The organism is Clostridium felsineum DSM 794, assembly GCF_002006355.2.
GTDB classification, from domain to species: Bacteria; Bacillota; Clostridia; order Clostridiales; family Clostridiaceae; genus Clostridium_S; species Clostridium_S felsineum.
This window is the reverse complement of record NZ_CP096980.1, coordinates 3917876-3934602: the sequence shown is the minus strand read 5'-3', so window position 1 is coordinate 3934602 and position 16727 is coordinate 3917876. Positions and strand designations below refer to the sequence as shown.

The 16727-nt window shown below is 30.0% G+C and carries 14 protein-coding genes and 1 tRNA gene; 14 read left to right on the top strand and 1 reads right to left on the bottom strand.

Annotated features, from left to right (window positions below):
* The first annotated feature begins 245 nt into the window (after positions 1-245).
* The 4 genes from sleB to nth all read left to right on the top strand — a co-directional run bounded on the left by sleB (position 246) and on the right by nth (position 3378).
* Positions 246-947 carry a spore cortex-lytic enzyme gene (gene sleB / locus CLFE_RS18370; RefSeq protein WP_077893822.1) on the top strand — a complete coding sequence of 234 codons (702 nt, stop codon included), beginning with the start codon at positions 246-248 and terminating at the stop codon, positions 945-947.
* A 324-nt stretch (positions 948-1271) separates the two neighbouring features.
* Positions 1272-1832: a serine O-acetyltransferase EpsC gene (gene epsC, locus CLFE_RS18365; RefSeq protein ID WP_077893821.1), complete on the top strand. Its 561-nt coding sequence runs from the start codon at positions 1272-1274 to the stop codon at positions 1830-1832.
* 190 nt (positions 1833-2022) lie between these two features.
* Complete coding sequence (locus CLFE_RS18360; protein WP_077893820.1) at positions 2023-2742, top strand: lysophospholipid acyltransferase family protein; 720 nt, start codon at positions 2023-2025, stop codon at positions 2740-2742.
* Positions 2743-3378, top strand: coding sequence for an endonuclease III (gene nth, locus CLFE_RS18355; RefSeq protein WP_077893819.1), 636 nt, complete (start codon positions 2743-2745; stop codon positions 3376-3378).
* A gap of 43 nt (positions 3379-3421) precedes the next feature.
* Here the strand turns inward: nth and CLFE_RS18350 are convergent, their stop codons facing one another.
* Complete coding sequence (locus CLFE_RS18350) at positions 3422-4453, bottom strand: M42 family metallopeptidase (RefSeq protein ID WP_077893818.1); 1032 nt, start codon at positions 4451-4453, stop codon at positions 3422-3424.
* Between the two features lie 141 nt (positions 4454-4594).
* On the opposite strand from CLFE_RS18350, the gene CLFE_RS18345 reads away from it, so the two are divergent.
* From CLFE_RS18345 to splB, 10 genes are all read left to right on the top strand, one after another.
* Positions 4595-5824: a VanW family protein gene (locus CLFE_RS18345; RefSeq protein WP_077893817.1), complete on the top strand. Its 1230-nt coding sequence runs from the start codon at positions 4595-4597 to the stop codon at positions 5822-5824.
* Between the two features lie 65 nt (positions 5825-5889).
* Positions 5890-5972: transfer RNA gene (locus CLFE_RS18340), tRNA-Leu, on the top strand.
* A 386-nt stretch (positions 5973-6358) separates the two neighbouring features.
* Positions 6359-7765, top strand: coding sequence for a glucuronate isomerase (gene uxaC / locus CLFE_RS18335; RefSeq protein WP_077893816.1), 1407 nt, complete (start codon positions 6359-6361; stop codon positions 7763-7765).
* A 184-nt stretch (positions 7766-7949) separates the two neighbouring features.
* On the top strand, positions 7950-8954 hold the full coding sequence (locus CLFE_RS18330; RefSeq protein WP_077835573.1) for a LacI family DNA-binding transcriptional regulator: 1005 nt from the start codon (positions 7950-7952) through the stop codon (positions 8952-8954).
* 44 nt (positions 8955-8998) lie between these two features.
* A complete protein-coding gene (locus CLFE_RS18325; protein ID WP_077893815.1) occupies positions 8999-10339 on the top strand; it encodes a glycoside-pentoside-hexuronide (GPH):cation symporter in 1341 nt (446 codons plus the stop codon).
* Between the two features lie 148 nt (positions 10340-10487).
* Entirely contained in the window at positions 10488-11936 is a 1449-nt protein-coding gene (locus tag CLFE_RS18320) for a tagaturonate reductase (protein ID WP_077835571.1), read from the top strand.
* A 22-nt stretch (positions 11937-11958) separates the two neighbouring features.
* On the top strand, positions 11959-13437 hold the full coding sequence (locus CLFE_RS18315; protein ID WP_077893814.1) for a UxaA family hydrolase: 1479 nt from the start codon (positions 11959-11961) through the stop codon (positions 13435-13437).
* A gap of 212 nt (positions 13438-13649) precedes the next feature.
* Positions 13650-14669 (top strand): aldose 1-epimerase, encoded by a 1020-nt coding sequence (locus tag CLFE_RS18310; RefSeq protein WP_077835569.1) that lies wholly within the window; start codon positions 13650-13652, stop codon positions 14667-14669.
* A gap of 126 nt (positions 14670-14795) precedes the next feature.
* Positions 14796-15614, top strand: a complete 819-nt coding sequence (locus CLFE_RS18305) for a Cof-type HAD-IIB family hydrolase (RefSeq protein ID WP_077893813.1) — start codon at positions 14796-14798, stop codon at positions 15612-15614.
* A 44-nt stretch (positions 15615-15658) separates the two neighbouring features.
* Entirely contained in the window at positions 15659-16669 is a 1011-nt protein-coding gene (gene splB, locus CLFE_RS18300) for a spore photoproduct lyase (protein WP_077893812.1), read from the top strand.
* Positions 16670-16727: the final 58 nt, after the last annotated feature.

Here is a 16727-nt window from a genome sequence, read left to right as displayed (position 1 = left end):
AAAAATATATGCATAAATCTATTTATAAGTAGATTTATGCATATATTTTTGCTTATTTTTCTACCGTATAAAATTAGTATCTTAATATTTAAATTTATATGTATGTATTAAAATTTTATTTTTTGAACAAAATATGTTTGAAATAATTTATAAAGAAAACCAATCCAATAAATAAGTTATATAAGTTGGATTTTATTTTGGCTTTCTGATATTAAGATTATATTTTATTTACTGGAGGGAGAATTGTGAAGGGGATTTTAAAGTATAAGAGAAGCATAGTGCTTAGTTTGGCTGTATTAATGTCATATTTTATTGTTTATGTGTGGTTCTTACCTTATAATAATGCAGTAAATGCTACTACATATAAGTACGGATCAAGCGGAAGTGCAGTAACTCAAATTCAAACCAAACTTAAAAATTGGGGATATTATACGGGGAGTATAGATGGAGTGTATGGATATCAAACATATTTAGCGGTAAAAAAATTTCAAACTAAAAATGGTATTCTTGTAGATGGTATAGTAGGTAATGCTACAGCGGCAGCATTAGGAATGACTTCAACACCTACTGTAGCATCAGGTAGTACTTCAAGTTATAATCAAAATTTAAATCTTTTAGCTAGACTCATAAATGGTGAGGCAAGAGGTGAGCCTTATGCAGGGCAGGTTGCTGTTGGTGCAACAGTAATAAATAGAACTAAAAATCCTAAATTTCCATCAACAATTGCGGGTGTCATATATCAACCAGGAGCTTTTACAGCAATAGTAGATGGCCAAATTCATGCCAATATGGAGCCGAATTCTATTAGAGCAGCAAGAGATGCACTTAATGGGTGGGATCCTTCTGGTGGTGCAATTTATTATTTTAATCCAGCAACAGCAACAAGTAATTGGATATGGTCTAGACCACTTATAATTATTATTGGTAAACATAGATTTTGTAGATAAAATTAAGTTGACAAAAATCCAATAAAGGGTATAATGAAATTAGAGTTAATTCTTACTAAAATGGTCAGAAATGCTTTGATAAAGTAAAGTAATGTAGTGGAAATTTTAAGAGAGGGAATAGTTGTTTGCTGGAATATTCCTAAATGGAAACTTCATGAAGTGCGCTTTGGAGTACATCATTTGAAAAGTTCAGTAGGATGGTGCGGTAATACCCGTTATAGTATCGGAGCATAATGTGTGCTTTTGATTTAGAGTGGAATGGAAATATGACTTTGTCTCTATTGAGGCAAAGTCTTTTATTATATAATCATGAGGGGTGCGAAGATGTTTAAATCAGTAAGATATGATATAAATAGAGTTTTAGAGAATGATCCTGCAGCAAGAAGCGGGCTTGAAGTTTTTTTATTATATCCGTCAATACATGCACTTATGTGGTATCGAATTGCACATGTGTTTTATAATCATAGAATGTTTTTTATGGCAAGACTATTATCTCAAATTGTCAGAGGTTTTACGGGAATAGAAATTCATCCTGGAGCTAAAATCGGAAAGGGACTTTTTATTGACCATGGTATGGGGGTTGTCATAGGAGAAACAGCGGAAATAGGAGACAACGTTGTTATGTATCATGGTTCTACACTTGGTGGAACAGGAAAAGAAACAGGGAAAAGGCATCCAACTGTTGGAAATAATGTTTTCATAGGTGCAGGAGCTAAGGTGTTAGGACCTATAAATCTTGGAGATGGATGCAAGATTGGAGCAAATGCTGTTGTTCTTAAAGATGTTCCGGTTAATAGTACAGCTGTTGGGATTCCAGCTAAAATAGTAATACCCAGTAACAAAAAACAAAAAGTGATAGACTTTGATGAGTATTGTAATAAATAGAAAAGTCATATATTGAAAATGTAATCAGATCGAAATGGTTTAGGCTGTTTCGATTTTGTTTTCGATTAGATAATATAGAGAGAATAGTTATCATTAGACTTTTGATAAAATTTAAATTATAATAGGGTTTGATATGTGTAAATTTATAAAATTAAATTTTAAGTGAATGTTTTGAAAGGTGGAATTTTATATGGTTTCTCCTGTAGTAGCTAGAATTATTGAATTACTACCGGATCGTTGCATTGGTTTTTTAGGAAGAAAAATTTCAAATATGTATTTAAATAAGTATGCTGATATTAGTGTAAACGGGATAGAAAATTTAGATGGAGTAGATAAACCTATGATGTTTATATGTAATCATCTTAGTAATTCCGATGCACTAGTTTTAAATAGAGCATTGAAGGATTATGATGTTACTTTTGTAGCAGGAGTTAAATTAAAGGGAGATGCTACTACTAATCTAGGTACTTATTGTGTTAAAACAACTGGAATAAAACCTAATACTGCCGATAAAGACGGTATTTATAAGGTTATAGATATATTGAAGAATAAGCATAATGTATTAATGTTCCCAGAAGGTACTAGAAGTAGAACAGGAACTATGATAGAGGCTAAAAGAGGACCGCTATTTATAGCCAAGTTAAGTAAGGCGATTATAGTACCAGTAGGTGTGTGTGGAAGTGAAAAACTTTTGCCTATTGATAAGAAAGGCAATATGCATAATGAAAAATTTCAACATGCAAAGGTTAGAATTAGTATAGGCAAACCATTTTATTTTGATAAGAGAAGCAGAGATGAAAGTAAGAAGGATTACGAGAAAAGAGTTCTTGATAATGCTATGTATAAAATTGCAGAGCTCTTACCAGAAAGTTATAGGGGAGTATATTCTGATATAAAGAAGGTGCTTTAAATAGAAAGTAAAGATGTACAAAAAATAGTAGAGATACTTTATAAGATGTATCCAGAAGCTAAGTGTGCTCTTAACTTTAATACACCATATGAACTTTTGATTTCTACAATACTAAGTGCACAATGCACAGATAAACGAGTAAATGTGGTGACAAAAGAATTATTTAAAGAGTACAATACACCGCTAAAAATGTTAACTCTTACAGAAGAGGAGCTGCAGCAAAAAATTAAAAGCTGCGGGTTATACAAGAATAAGAGCAAAAATATACTTGAAGCTTCAAGAGGTCTTATAGATAAATTTAAGGGAGAAGTTCCTAGAAGCTTGGAAGAATTAACGAGTCTTGCAGGTGTTGGTAGAAAGACTGCTAATGTAGTTATGTCAAATGCTTTTGGTATACCAGCTATAGCTGTAGATACTCATGTATTTAGAGTTTCAAATAGAATTGGAATTGCTGATAGTAAAAATGTATATGATACAGAGAAACAGCTTATGAAAAATATTAAAAAAGAAGATTGGTCAACAATGCATCATGCTTTAATATGGCATGGTAGGCAACTTTGTAGAGCAAGAAAACCTGAGTGTGAAAGCTGCGGATTAAAAGAGAATTGCAAATATTTTAAAGAACATAGAGAATAAAAATATGCGTCAAAACATATAAAATAGTTTTGACGCATATTTTCTATTCATTTATACAGTAATTTATAAGAAGATCTAAAGTTGCAATAATACCGTCCATATGAGTTCTTTCATATCCATGTGAAGCGTATACTCCGGTACCTATAAGAGCGGTTTTGATATCATAACCACCTCTTAAGGCAGCAGAAGCATCAGAACCATAATGAGGATAGGTATCTATTCTATATGGAATATTTTTATCCTTACATAGCATGATTAACTTTCTTCTAAAATCGTAATCATAAGGCCCTGAAGAGTCCTTTGCACATATACAGGTTGTGAATTCTGAAGAGTTTTGACCTGTACCAGGTGCTCCCATATCAATGCAAAGAAGTTCCTTTGTTTTTTCTGGAAGATTTGAAGCACCATGTCCAACTTCTTCGTATGTACTAAAATAAAAATTAGTGGTATAAGGTAAAGCTATGTTGTTTTCTGAAAGATATTTTAAGGTATATAGCATTATTGCAGCACTGGCTTTATCGTCAAGATGCCTACTTTTAACAAAACCACTATCAGTAAATTTAGTCCTTGCATCAAAGCATATAAAATCACCTACATTAATTCCAAGAGCTTCAACATCCTCTTTAGAAAAAACTTTTTCATCTAATATTACTTCCATATTTTCTTGTGTTCTTTTTAAATCGTAACTATCGCTATGAATGTGAACGGAAGGTTTTATTGTTTGTATTGTACCTGTATATTTTTTATTATCAATTGTGAAAATTAAACAGTTTTCACCTTCTATTGAGTTAAGCATATAGCCACCTACAGGCGTAAGAGCGAGAGTTCCACTTGATTTTATTTCTTTAACCATTGCACCTAAAGTATCAAGATGAGAAGAAATCGTTCTTTCAAAATCTGCATTTTTTCCAGGAAGGGTAGCAATTATATTGCCCTTGTTTGTTGTTTTGAAGCTTATTTTGAGATTGGTAAATTCTTTTTTCATGTACTCTACTATATTACTTGTATACCCAGAAGGGCTATGTATTTCTAATAAATTCTTTAGAAAATCTTTTAATTTTTGAGAATTATACATTGTATCAACTCCTTATTGATTATTTTACACAAAGACAATGAAATTTTCAAATATTTATAAATTAAGAGAATACTATTGAACCATTTTATAGTATAATTGTAAGGAAAGTGAAAGTAGTATTAAGTATCAGAGGTGAAAGTTATGAAAAAAATATTAGTAAGTGCAGTTTCAGGTGCAATAATTATAATTTTTATAGTACTAATTGGTATATACATAAAAGTTCAAAGGTGGGAGAAATCTATATATAATGGTATTAGTATTGAAAACATAGATGTATCAGGCAAAAGTAAAAAACAGGCAGAAAACATTGTAAAAAAAGAATTTGATAAGATAGTACAAAATAAAAGCATTAATTTAATAGCTGATGAAAATAAAACAATGCAGCTTAAATACAGTGATGTAAATGTGAAATATGATATTGATAAGGCTGTTGATGCAGCATTTAATTATGGTAAAGATTTAAGCATATATGATAGATATAGACTAATAAAAAATCCTAAAAAAATTGAAGTTAAAGTAGAAATGACTTGTGATAAGAAAGCTCTTAATGAGTGGGTGAAAAATGTAAGTAATTCCTTGAATAAGGAACCTAAGAATGCAACGGTAATCAGAGCAGGTGAAGGATTTAGAATAATACCAGATGAAGATGGTAAAAAGGTAAATGAAGACAAGCTCAAAAAGGATGTTGAAGATACAATACAAAATAATGATAATAATAATATAAAGATAAATATGGATGCTGTTAAAGCAAAAACTACTGGAGATAGATTAAAAAGTATCAATACACTCATAAGTTCTTTTAACACAGAATATGCATCATTATCTAGTGAAGAGCGTGCTCACAATATATTTCTTGCAACAAAGGCAATAAACGGTATGATTCTTATGCCAGGAGATGTATTTAGTTTTAATGGTGTTGTGGGAGAAAGAACGGCTATAAAAGGTTATGAGTCGGCACCTGTTTTAGTAGGAAATAAATCAGATATGGGACTTGGTGGGGGAATATGTCAAGTATCTACTACCTTATATAATGCTGTCTTAACCGCTGGAGTAAAGGCAACGGAAAGACATCATCATACTTTACCTTCTCATTATGTATCCCTTGGATATGATGCGACTGTAGATTATGGAACATTGGATTATAAATTTAAAAATACACTAAGTTTTCCTTTATATATAGAAGGTAGTACAGATGGAGGATGTGTGACTTTTAATATTTATTCCGATGCCAGTCTTTTAAGCGAAAAATATAAAGTTACAAGTGAAAACTATTCAGACTCTGTTCCTAAAGTTAAAGTGTATTTGGAAGCATATCAAAATGGAGTGTTAAAATCTAAGGACATGATAGCAAATGATGTTTATAGTCAATAGAAAATTTGAAATTTTGTATCTAAAGTAGTATAATATAGAAAAAACTGCATAGTTTTACTGTATGTGCGGATATGGCGGAATTGGCAGACGCGCTAGTTTCAGGTATTAGTGAGAAATCGTGCAGGTTCAAATCCTGTTATCCGCACCAAATTTAAAACATTCATTAAAGATTTATTTCTTCATGAATGTTTTTTTATATATTATGCATACGTTAACAAGAAAAGGTATACAATGTAAATGTAAGGTATTTTCAATATAATTAATTATTAAATTGAAGATGGGTAGAATGGTTTGTAATTATGAAAAAAATGTAGATAAAACAGCATAAAACATTACAAAAGTATACATAAAAATACAATTAAACTTAAAAATAAACATTATTACTCAAATTGCAATATTAAATTTCAAAAAAAATGTTCACGTTCACAAAAAAGTCTTGATATTTAAAATTAAAGGTATATAATTAAAGTAAAGAAACTTGGTAACGTTAACAGGTTTCTCTTATTATCCGTTAGTTTAGGAAGGAGAATTTTTATGAAAAAATTTATGGATGAAAATTTCATGCTCTCAACGAAGGTAGCAGAAGATTTGTATAATAATTTTGCTAAAGATATGCCTATAATAGATTATCACTGTCACATAAGTCCTCAGGAAATATGTGAAAATAAAAAGTTTAAAAACATAACAGAAGTATGGCTTTATGGTGATCACTATAAGTGGAGACTTATGAGAAGTTCAGGAGTAGATGAAAAATACATAACAGGTGATTCATCAGACTATGATAAATTTTTAGCATATGTTAAAGCTATAGAAACTGCTATAGGAAATCCTCTTTATCATTGGTCACATTTAGAATTGCAGAGATACTTTGGTGTATATGAAGTTATAAATGAAAAAAATGCACCTGTAATATGGGAAAAAGCAAATAAAGCCTTAAATGATGGACTTACTGTTAGAAAAATTATTAAAAATTCAAATGTTAAAGCAATTTGTACAACTGATGATCCAATAGATTCATTAGAATATCATTTGAAACTTAAAGAGGATACAAGCTTTGATGTAAAAGTTCTTCCAGCATTTAGACCAGACAAGGCTCTTGGAATAAATAAAGATGGATATACTGACTGGGTTAGCAAATTAGCAGAAGTTTCAAAGAAGGATATAAAGGATTATAGTGCATTTTTAGAAGCACTTGATAGTAGAATAGAATTTTTCCATTCAGTTGGTGGAAGAGTTTCAGATCATGCGTTAGATTATGTGCCTTATATAGAAGCATCAAAAGAAGAAGTTGACGTTATATTTAAGAAAGCTTTAAAAGGAGAAAAGGTTAGCTTCGAAGATGAAACTAAATTTAGAACATTTACTATGAAATTCTTAGGAAAGAAATATGCAAGCTTAGGCTGGGCAATGGAACTTCATATGAATGCTAAAAGAGATAACAATGGTCGTATGTACAATAAATTAGGACCTGATACAGGATTTGATTCAGTTAATGATAATGAAGTTGCTGGTCCACTTTCAAGATTCTTAGATTCATTAGAAAAAGAAGGATCACTTCCAAAAACAATAATATACAGCTTAAATCCTAACGATAACTTTGTTATAGGAACTTTACTTGGATGTTTCCAAGGAACAGAAGCATTTGGAAAAATTCAATTTGGAGCTGCATGGTGGTTTAATGATCATAGAGATGGTATGGTAGAACAAATGGAAACACTTGCAAACTTAGGAGCTTTCAGTACTTTCATTGGAATGCTTACTGATTCAAGAAGTTTCTTATCATATACTAGACATGAATACTTCAGAAGAATACTTTGCGACTTAATAGGAAAATGGGTCGAAAATGGTGAAGTACCAAACGATATGGAATTACTCGGAAGAATAACAAAAGATATATGCTTTAATAATGCTAATAATTACTTTGGAATGGGTTTACAATAAATTTATTTTAAAGTAATAAAAAAATAGTTTATTTAGGGACTATTGTGTTATATTATGAATATGCTAATATGTTTATAGAGGAAATTAATTAAAAAGTTGAGTTATATATGTTAAAAAATTATTTAGCATATATAACTTAAGTTTTGTTTTTGATTTCTTATACTTGAAAGGTGTGTTGTGTAAAATGAGTGTTACTATTAAGGATATTGCTAAAATAGCAAATGTTTCTCATACTACCGTTTCAAGGGCACTAAATAATAGTCCCGTGATAAACGAAGAAACAAAAAAGAAAATATTAGAGATAGCCAAAAAACTTAATTACGTTCCTAATTTTAATGCTAAAAGCTTGGTATTAAATAAATCTTATAATATAGGGCTTTTCTTTTCTAGTATAAGTAAGGGTACTTCTCCAAACTTCTTTCACGAAATTGTAGAAGGTGTAAATAGTATTATAGAAGAAAGCTATAATTTGGTTATTAAGGGAATAGATAATTGTAATGATTTTAATTATATATCTAAAAAGAGATTTGATGGAATAATATTAGTAAGTCAAAGTGAAAGTGATAATTCTTTTATATATGACGTTATTAATAAGGAAATACCTATAGTTGTTTTAAATAGGGAGATAGAAGAGGAAAACGTTATAAATATAATTGCTGCAGAAAAGGATGGCGCATATAAAGCTGCCGAATATTTGATAAAAAATGGACATGGCAAAATTGCTATTATAGAAGGTAAAACTGGTTTTAAATCATCGGTATATAGAAAATTAGGATTTATTAATGCTTTAATTGATAATAAAATTGAAATTAAAAATGAGTATTTTCAAGTTGGAAATTACGATGTTGAAAGTGGTTTTTCTGCCATGAAAGAATTTTTGAAATTGAAAGATAGACCAACTGCAGTATTTTGTTCTAATGATGATATGGCAGTGGGAGCGATAAAAGCGATTAGACTTGAAGGGTTACGAGTGCCAGATGATATTTCTTTGGTTGGATTTGATGGTAGTATATTCTGCGAGTATGTTACTCCAGCAATAACTACAATAAGAAAGCCATCAAAAGAGATTGGTATAGTAGGTGCAAATAAGATGCTTGATATAATTGATGAAGCAAAATTTGATAAAAAGAAGATTTATATAGGTACAGAGCTTATTGTAAGAGACTCTGTTAAAAAATTAAATAAGTAATTTGGCTAAAATTAACTTTCTAATAATAATTGGAGGATTAAATCATGAAAAAGTTAACCTTGAAGGAGAAAATATCCTATGGACTTGGCGATTTTGGAAATGGGTTCATGTTCGATTTAGGACAATCATACCTGTTGAAGTTTTATACAGACGTTGTTAAGATAGCTCCAGGTGCAGCAGGTGGTATATTTTTCTTTACAAAGATATTTGACGCATTTATGGATCCTATAGCAGGAACTGTAGTAGATTCGAGAAAACCTGGTAAACACGGTAAGTTTAGACCGATTATGTTTGTTTCCAGTATAATACTTGCAATACTTACGGTAATAACTTTTACGAATCCAGGTAAAACAGCTACTTCAAAATTATTATTTGCATACATAACATATATGATTTGGGGACTTGGATACTCATTTACAAATGTTCCATATGGTTCGCTTGGATCAGTTATAACTCAAGATGTTCAAGAAAGAACTTCTTTAGCTGCATTTAGACAAGTTGGTTCTTCAGGAGCACTTCTTATAACTAGTGTTATATTTATGCCACTTGTTTTAATGTTTGGAAATCCAAGAATAGGTTTTCCAGTAGTTGCAGGAGTAATGGGGGTAATCGGAATAATATCTTTCTATATGACATACAAAAATACTAGAGAGGTAGTGACTCCAGCTGAAAACGTTAAAAGAGAAAAGATTACACCAAAATCAATTGTAGTTACTGTATTTACAAATAGAGCTTTATTAACTTTAATATTAATGACAATATTCTCTATATCAGCTTATAATATAAGAAGTTCATTAATTGTTTATTACTGTCAATACAATCTTGGAAATGTTAGTTTACTACCATACATAAATTTCTTTACTATAGGATGTGCTGTTTTAGGTGTTATAGCTATGCCAAAACTAGTTAGCAAGTTTGGTAAAAAGAGAACAGCTATAATAGGATTTTTAGTAAGTGTTGTTGCAGATAGTATTAACTTTCTTCTTCCAGGAAATATATATACTTTCACAATACTATTAGCAATTGGCTTTATAGGTATAAGTATTCCTAATGGAATAACTTGGGCTTTTGTTTCAGATAGTATAGACTATGGTGAATGGAGAACTGGAACTAGAAGAGAAGGTATAACTTATTCTGTATTTAACTTCTCAAGAAAGCTTGCACAATCAATTGCAGGACTTCTATCAGGTTGGGGACTTGGATTTGTAGGATATGTGGCTAATAAAAAACAATCTGCAGAAACTTTATTAGGAATAAAATCATTGTTAATGGCATATCCAGCAGTAGCGCTTTTAGTAGCAGCAATAATAGTTGCTTTCTTATATAATCTTTCAGACAAGAAATACAATGAAATGATAAAAGAATTAGAGGCTAGAAAAGCTTAAAAATAATTTTTTATAATTTAAATGTTCACGTGTTCAAAATGTGGTATAATATAAATGAATACAATTTTACTATAAAAAAATAAAAAAAGAAAAAATGCCAGTATCATTTTTGAACACGTGAACATAATAAAAATTGGGAGGAACAAGTATGAAATTAAATAGAAGTAATTTTAGTGAATTTAAAAAGTATCCTGAAAAAATAGTACAGTTCGGTGAAGGAAACTTTTTAAGAGCATTTGTTGATTGGCAAGTTGATAAAATGAATAAACTAGCAGATTTTAATGCAGGAGTAGTTATTGTACAACCTCTTGAGCAAGGTTTAGTTAATATGCTTAATGAACAAGATGGCTTATATACATTATACTTACAAGGTTTAAAAGAAGGAAAAGCTGTAAAAGAACATTCAGTAATAGACTGTGTAACTAGAGGATTAAATCCATACAGTGAATATGAAGAATATCTTAAACTAGCAGAAAATCCAGAAATGGAAATTGTTATATCAAATACAACAGAAGCAGGAATAGCTTTTGATGAAAATGATAAATTAGGAGATACTTGTCAAAATAGTTACCCAGGAAAATTAACTGCATTTTTATATAGAAGATTTAAAACATTTAATGGTGATAAATCAAAAGGTATGCTAATTATACCTTGTGAACTTATAGATAGAAACGGAGAAAAATTAAAAGCAACTATCCTTAAGTTTGCTGAAGTTTGGAATTTAGAAAAAGAGTTTGCTGATTGGATAAATGAAGCTAATACTTTCTGCTGTACTCTTGTTGACAGAATAGTTCCAGGATATCCTAGAGATACAATTGATGAAGTTCATGCAGAATTAGGTTATGAAGATAGCTTAGTTGATGTAGGAGAACAATTCCACTTATGGGTAATCGAAGGACCAGAATGGATAAAAGATGTTCTTCCTTTTGAAAAAGCAGGAGTAAACATCCAAGTAGTTAAAGATGTTACACCTTATAGAACAAGAAAAGTTAGAATATTAAACGGAGCACATACAGCATTAGTTCCAGTAGCTTATCTTTATGGCTTAGATACAGTTGGACATTCAGTTGAAGATGAAGTTATTGGCAAATACTTAAAAGATTTAGTATATGATGAAATAATACCAACATTAGATCTTCCAGTAGATGAACTTAAATATTTTGCAGGTGCTGTACTTGAAAGATTCTTAAATCCTTTTGTAAATCATTATCTAATGAGTATAGCTTTAAATTCAATGCCAAAATTTGAAACTAGAGATTTACCTTCTCTTCTCGAATATACAAAGAGAAAGGGTCAGCTTCCAAAGAAACTTGTATTCTCACTTGCAGCTCTTATAGAATTCTATAAAGGTAAAAGAGGAGAAGAAGACATAAAATTAGCTGATGGAGAAGATGTTTTAGCATTATATAAAGAATTATGGTCAAAATTTGACGGCAGCGATGCTTCATACAGAAATATAGTAGAAACAGTATTAGGATATGAAAAGAACTGGAAAATGAACTTAAATAATGTTGAAGGTTTAACAGATGCTGTTACTGAAAACTTAATCAAAATAGATAAATTAGGAATGAAAGAGGCTGTAAAGTCTGTAATGTAATTATAAATGGAGGTATATCTTCATGAAAAATTTTATAAAGATAAATGAAAATGATAATGTTGCAGTTGCTTTAAATGATTTAAATAAAGGTGATTCGCTTGAAGTAGATGGAAGAGTAGTTGCAGTTAAAGAGGCAATTAAAAAGGGTCATAAAGTTGCAATTAAAGATATAAAAAAAGATTCTAACATATGTAAATATGGATTTCCTATTGGTCATGCATTAGAAGATATAAATGAAGGTCAGTGGGTGCATACTCATAATATTAAAACCAACTTAGAGGGAATAAAGGATTATGAGTATAATAAACAAAACTTTGAAAATCCATTTAAAAATGAAAATTTAACTTTTAAAGGTTATAGAAGAGAAGATAACACAGTAGGAATAAGAAATGAAATATGGATAGTTCCAACTGTTGGTTGTGTAAATGGTATAGCTGATTTAATAGCTGATAGATTTAAAAGTGAAACTAATTTTAAAGAAGTATATGTATACAAACATAATTTTGGATGTTCACAGCTTGGTGAAGACCACAAAAACACAAGAACAATTTTAGGTAACATAGTAAAACATCCTAATGCAGGAGGAGTTTTAGTTCTTGGACTTGGTTGTGAAAATAATACTATGGACAGTTTTAAGGAATCACTTCACAGCTACAACAAAGAGAGAGTAAGATTTTTAGTTTCTCAAGAGGTAGAAGACGAAGTAGCTTCAGGATGTGAACTTTTAAAAGAATTGTATAGTAAAGTTCAAAATGATAAAAGAGAAGATATACCTCTTTCAGAACTTAAAATAGGACTTAAGTGTGGAGCATCAGATGGTTTTTCAGGGATAACCGCAAATCCCCTTTTAGGAAAACTATCCGACTTTTTAATAGCTCAAGGTGGAACAACTATACTTACAGAGGTTCCTGAAATGTTTGGAGCAGAAACAATTCTCATGAATAGGGCAAAAGATGAGGAAGTATTTGCAAAAACGGTAAGTTTAATAAATGATTTTAAGAAATATTTTATGAGTTACAACCAACCTGTATATGAAAATCCTTCTCCAGGAAATAAAGCAGGTGGAATAACTACATTAGAAGATAAATCATTAGGATGTACTCAAAAATCAGGAAGTTCAGAAGTAGTTGGAGTGCTTAAGTACGGTGAAACATTAAATATTAAAGGTTTAAATCTTTTAAGTGCACCAGGTAATGATTTAGTAGCATCAACAGGTCTTGCAGCAGCAGGCTGTCATATTGTGCTATTTACAACTGGTAGAGGTACACCATTTGGTACTTTTGTTCCAACTGTTAAAATATCAACTAACTCAGATATATATAATAAAAAGAAAAATTGGATAGATTTTAATGCAGGAGCACTTTTAGAAAATAGATCCATGGATGAAGTTCTTAAAGACTTTGTCAATTATATAATATCAGTTGCTGGCGGAAGCATGGCAAACAATGAAAAGAACGGCATAAGAGAAATTTCAATATTTAAAAATGGCGTAACGCTATAATAAAAACAACAACGCTAACTATGTAATTTAATTAATAGATTGCTATAACTAACTTCTAAAATATATGAGCTTATGAAGCTGCAATAAAAAAGTTAAAAGCTAACTTATACATGTAAAGTTAAAAATCAACATCCTTATTAAACATGTATATTAAGGTTTAACTGATTTTAAGTTGTAGTTTCATAAGCTATTTAAAATTGGAGATGAAGGTAATGAATAATAATTTATGGATAAAAGAAGAAATTTTGTGGGATGAGCATAAATGTATACGTTTTGCCGCAGGTGGATATGAGGCACTTATAATACCGGATGTGGGTGGAAATGTTGTAGAGTTAAAAAATAATGATAAAAATGTAAGCGTGCTTAGAACACCTAAAGAAGATTTGAAATTTGATGATTTTAAAAATAGACCACAAGTTTATGGGCTTCCAGTTTTATTTCCTCCTAACAGAATAGAAGATGGTACTTTTAAAGTAGGAGAAAGAACATATAAGTTCCCTATAAATGAAGCTAAAAATAATAATTACATACATGGTTTTATTAAAAACAGTAAGTGGACATTAGCTAAAAAAGACATCGTAGAAGATAAAGCTGTAGTAGAAGTTATTTTTGATTTTAATAAAGATAAAGAGGCATATAAATATTTTCCTCATGAATTTCAGTTTAAATTAAGTTATGAACTTTCTAAAGATGGATTAAAGCAAACTACAAGTGTTGTAAATTTAAGTAGTGAAGAAATGCCTGTATCAGTTGGATACCATAGTGCGTTTAATGTTCCGTTTATAGATGGAAGTAAAGATAGCAACTGCAGAGTTAAAATTTCAATAGATAAGTTTTGGAAACAAGATTCAAGAAATCTCCCTACATTAGAAAGCTTTGAGCCAGAAGGCGAACAAAAAGAATTCTTAAACGAAGGTGTTCAAGTATCTAAACATCCTATAGAATCATTATTTTCTTTAAAGGATATTGATCTTAATGGCAAAAGTTTTAGAGGTGCATGTATTGAAGATGCTTCTAAAAATACAAGAGTTGTTTATGAAATGAGTGAAGAATATAAATATCTTGTTATATGGAATGATATGGGAGATAAAAATTATACTTGCATAGAGCCACAATCAAGCATTATAAATTCTCCTAATGTTAAATTAGATAGAAGCGTATCAGGTTTTAAAACTATTAAACCTAATGAAACTTGGAGTGGAGTTTGTAAATTATACGTTGAAAATATGTAGAATTAAATAAATATAAGAAGATGATTTTAATGTGTCATCTTCTTTTGTTGTTATGGGGTATATATAACTGATTTTAAAAATGTGATAGAATGTATATGACTTTGACAAATGTATGGAGGAATTTTAATGAAGTATAAGTTAATATGTGTAGATATGGATGGAACAGTACTTGATGATGATAAAAAAATAAGTGAAGAAAATATAAGTGCAATGAAAAGAGCAAGTGAAGCAGGAGTTAAAATAGCAATATGCACAGGAAGACTGTTTGCAAGTGCATTAGCTTACTCAGATATGTTAGGTATAAAGGCACCTTTAATAGCATCAAATGGAGGGTATATAAGAGAAAAAGATAATGATAATGTTATTTATGAATGTTATTTAGAAAATGCGGATGCAAAGGATATATATACTATAGTAGAAAAATATGATGTTACTATGTTTTTTAATACTTATAATACAGTTATATCTAATAAAAAATTTGAAGAAAATTATACTTATAATAAATTTAATGAAGAACTTCCAGAAGAAAAAAGAGTAAAACTTCTTCAGCCTAATAGCATGGAGGAATTTTTGAGCAAAAATACAGGAGAGATCCTAAAATGTATTTGTGTTGAAAAAGATATAGATAAACTTACCCTGCTTAGGCATGAAATAGAGAAACTTAATAGATTTGATGTTGTAAGCTCTAATAAATTTAATTTTGAAGTTATGCCTAAAGGTGTTACTAAAGGTAGAGCAGTAGAGATGCTTGCGAATTTTTATGGAATAAGTAGAGAAGAAATAATTTGCATTGGTGATAATGAAAATGATCTTTCAATGATAGAATATGCTGGACTTGGAATAGCAATGGGAAATGCAGAAGATAAAGTTAAGCTAGTTGCAGGATATGTTACAGATACAAATAACAACTCTGGAGTTGCAAAGGCTATAAATAAGTTTATATAGTATATTGCCGAATATTTAGTAAATACTACCTACGAGGTGGTAATATGGATGGTATATTTAGAAGAATTATATTTGAGAGAAAGGCGCTTAATTATCCTATAGCACGTAATATTTTAAGTAAAGCTGAAAATGAAGGAATTGAAATAAAGTATTCTGAGACTGGAAGAATAACTGGAATACCAGGTAAAGATGATGCTGATGCTTTTTTTGAGGGAAAAAATACACTAGTAGTAGGGGTGAGAAGCGAGCTTGAGTTTCAAAGCTGTAAACCCTCAGCACATTATCAACTCCCTTTAGTAAGTGGTTGTGCAGCAATGTGTGAATATTGTTATTTAAATACTCGTGGAGGGAAGAAGCCTTATGTTAAAGTTAATGTTAATATAGATGAAATTTTAAATAGGGCAGGACAATATATAGAAGAAAGAAAACCTGAAATTACGATTTTTGAAGGTGCAGCAACTTCAGATCCGGTTTTGGTTGAAGGTTATAGTGGTGCACTTAAAAGTGCTATTGAATATTTTGCTAAAAGTGAATATGGAAGATTTAGATTTGTTACTAAGTATGCAGATATAAATAAACTATGCAGCTTGCAGCATAATAATCATACAACTATAAGATTTAGTATAAATACAGAAAGAGTTATAAAATCCTATGAACATAGAACATCAAATCTAAAAGATAGAATAGATGCTGCTTATAGTCTTTTAAATAGTGGATACAAAGTAGGGTTTATAATAGGACCAGTATTTTTGCATGAAAATTGGCGAGATGAGTATAAAGAGTTATTAAAAAAAACCAGTGATAAATTTCAGGATAAGGAAATAGAATTTGAAATAATATCACATAGATTTACTGTAAGTGCTAAGAATAAGATACTAAAAGTATTTCCAAATACTACACTTCCAATGGAGGTTCAAACTAGAAAATTCAAATTTGGCCAATTTGGTTATGGTAAATACATATATAATAATAATGAAATGGATGAAATAAAAGAATTTTTTATTAACAATATAAATTTATATTTTAATAAGTCAATAATTAAGTATATAATTTAAATATTATTGCTTTTATTTAACAAATATAAGTGTGCTATAAGTAGTAAAAGTTTATTGA

Bases quoted from the DNA above. Each gene is read 5' to 3' on its own strand.
- CLFE_RS18330 (WP_077835573.1), top strand. From the start codon at position 7,950: ATGAGTGTTACTATTAAGGATATTGCTAAAATAGCAAATGTTTCTCAT.
- CLFE_RS18350 (WP_077893818.1), bottom strand. From the start codon at position 4,453: ATGTATAATTCTCAAAAATTAAAAGATTTTCTAAAGAATTTATTAGAA.
- CLFE_RS18325 (WP_077893815.1), top strand. From the start codon at position 8,999: ATGAAAAAGTTAACCTTGAAGGAGAAAATATCCTATGGACTTGGCGAT.
- splB (WP_077893812.1), top strand. From the start codon at position 15,659: ATGGATGGTATATTTAGAAGAATTATATTTGAGAGAAAGGCGCTTAAT.
- CLFE_RS18345 (WP_077893817.1), top strand. From the start codon at position 4,595: ATGAAAAAAATATTAGTAAGTGCAGTTTCAGGTGCAATAATTATAATT.
- CLFE_RS18320 (WP_077835571.1), top strand. From the start codon at position 10,488: ATGAAATTAAATAGAAGTAATTTTAGTGAATTTAAAAAGTATCCTGAA.
- CLFE_RS18310 (WP_077835569.1), top strand. From the start codon at position 13,650: ATGAATAATAATTTATGGATAAAAGAAGAAATTTTGTGGGATGAGCAT.
- CLFE_RS18305 (WP_077893813.1), top strand. From the start codon at position 14,796: ATGAAGTATAAGTTAATATGTGTAGATATGGATGGAACAGTACTTGAT.
- CLFE_RS18315 (WP_077893814.1), top strand. From the start codon at position 11,959: ATGAAAAATTTTATAAAGATAAATGAAAATGATAATGTTGCAGTTGCT.
- uxaC (WP_077893816.1), top strand. From the start codon at position 6,359: ATGAAAAAATTTATGGATGAAAATTTCATGCTCTCAACGAAGGTAGCA.
- CLFE_RS18360 (WP_077893820.1), top strand. From the start codon at position 2,023: ATGGTTTCTCCTGTAGTAGCTAGAATTATTGAATTACTACCGGATCGT.
- epsC (WP_077893821.1), top strand. From the start codon at position 1,272: ATGTTTAAATCAGTAAGATATGATATAAATAGAGTTTTAGAGAATGAT.